1 protein-coding gene is annotated in these 473 nt (G+C 52.0%); it reads left to right on the forward strand.

Annotated features, from left to right (window positions below):
- Positions 1–462: GNAT family N-acetyltransferase (locus ACOZJV_RS34700; protein ID WP_421549615.1), on the forward strand; the 462-nt coding region annotated here is incomplete at its 5' end.
- Positions 463–473: the final 11 nt, after the last annotated feature.

Raw genomic sequence — 473 nt, forward strand, 5'->3', positions numbered from 1 at the left:
GTAAAAGACTGGATGCTTTTGAAGCAAGTTCGTCTCGCAGCCCTTTTGGACACACCAACGGCGTTTGGTGTGAGCTACCAGACTGCCGCCCTATACAGTGATGCACAATGGAAAGACAGAGCCTCGTCGGCCGGAACTGAATTCTGGCTGGCCGTGAAGGACGATAAACCGGTTGGCATGATCGGTGCGGCGGTCAGTGGCGCGAATCGCTATAACCTGATCGGGATGTGGGTTGATCCTACTGCGCGGGGCTCTGGTGTGGCAGCTCAGCTGGTTGAGGCAGTGAAATCTCGCGCGATAGAGAAAGGCCATGATCGTGTTTTTCTGGACGTCTCTCCCGACAATGCCAGAGCCTCAAACTTCTATCTGAACCAGGGGTTTTCATTCATAGATGAATGGGAACCTTTAGAAAGTCATCCCCATATCATGGTTCAGACAATGCTCTGGACTATTCAAAGCTAACTGGCAAGCTC

This window comes from Pseudomonas sp. QD4 (genome assembly GCF_049199125.1).
Classification (GTDB): domain Bacteria; phylum Pseudomonadota; class Gammaproteobacteria; order Pseudomonadales; family Pseudomonadaceae; genus Aquipseudomonas.